Source organism: Streptomyces sp. MMG1121 (assembly GCF_001280015.1).
In the GTDB taxonomy this organism is placed as follows: domain Bacteria; phylum Actinomycetota; class Actinomycetes; order Streptomycetales; family Streptomycetaceae; genus Streptomyces.
On sequence record NZ_LGDV01000129.1, the window covers coordinates 1 to 291 of the forward strand.

Annotated in this window: 1 protein-coding gene; it reads right to left on the reverse strand. The window is 64.3% G+C overall.

From position 1 onward, the window contains the following. Positions 1–291: RICIN domain-containing protein (locus ADK64_RS13445; protein ID WP_199829599.1), on the reverse strand; the 291-nt coding region annotated here is incomplete at both ends.

Consider the following 291-nt stretch of genomic DNA (forward strand, 5'->3'; position numbering starts at 1 on the left):
CGCGAACTTCTGGGCGTCGGCACCGTTGCAGTCCCAGATCTGCAACCGCGTGCCATTGGCGGTGGCACCACTCGGCGCATCGAGACAACGCCCGGACTGCGGATTACGCAACGAACCATCCCCCTGCTGCACCCACTTCTGACCACCCACACCATCGCAATCCCACAACTCGACCTTCGCACCGTTCGCCGTGCCATCGCCCTCGATGTCAAGGCACTTGCCGATCGTGCTCAGCGAGCCGTCGGGGTTGTGGGTCCAGTGCTGGTCCTCGGCGTAGGTCTGGCAGTCCCA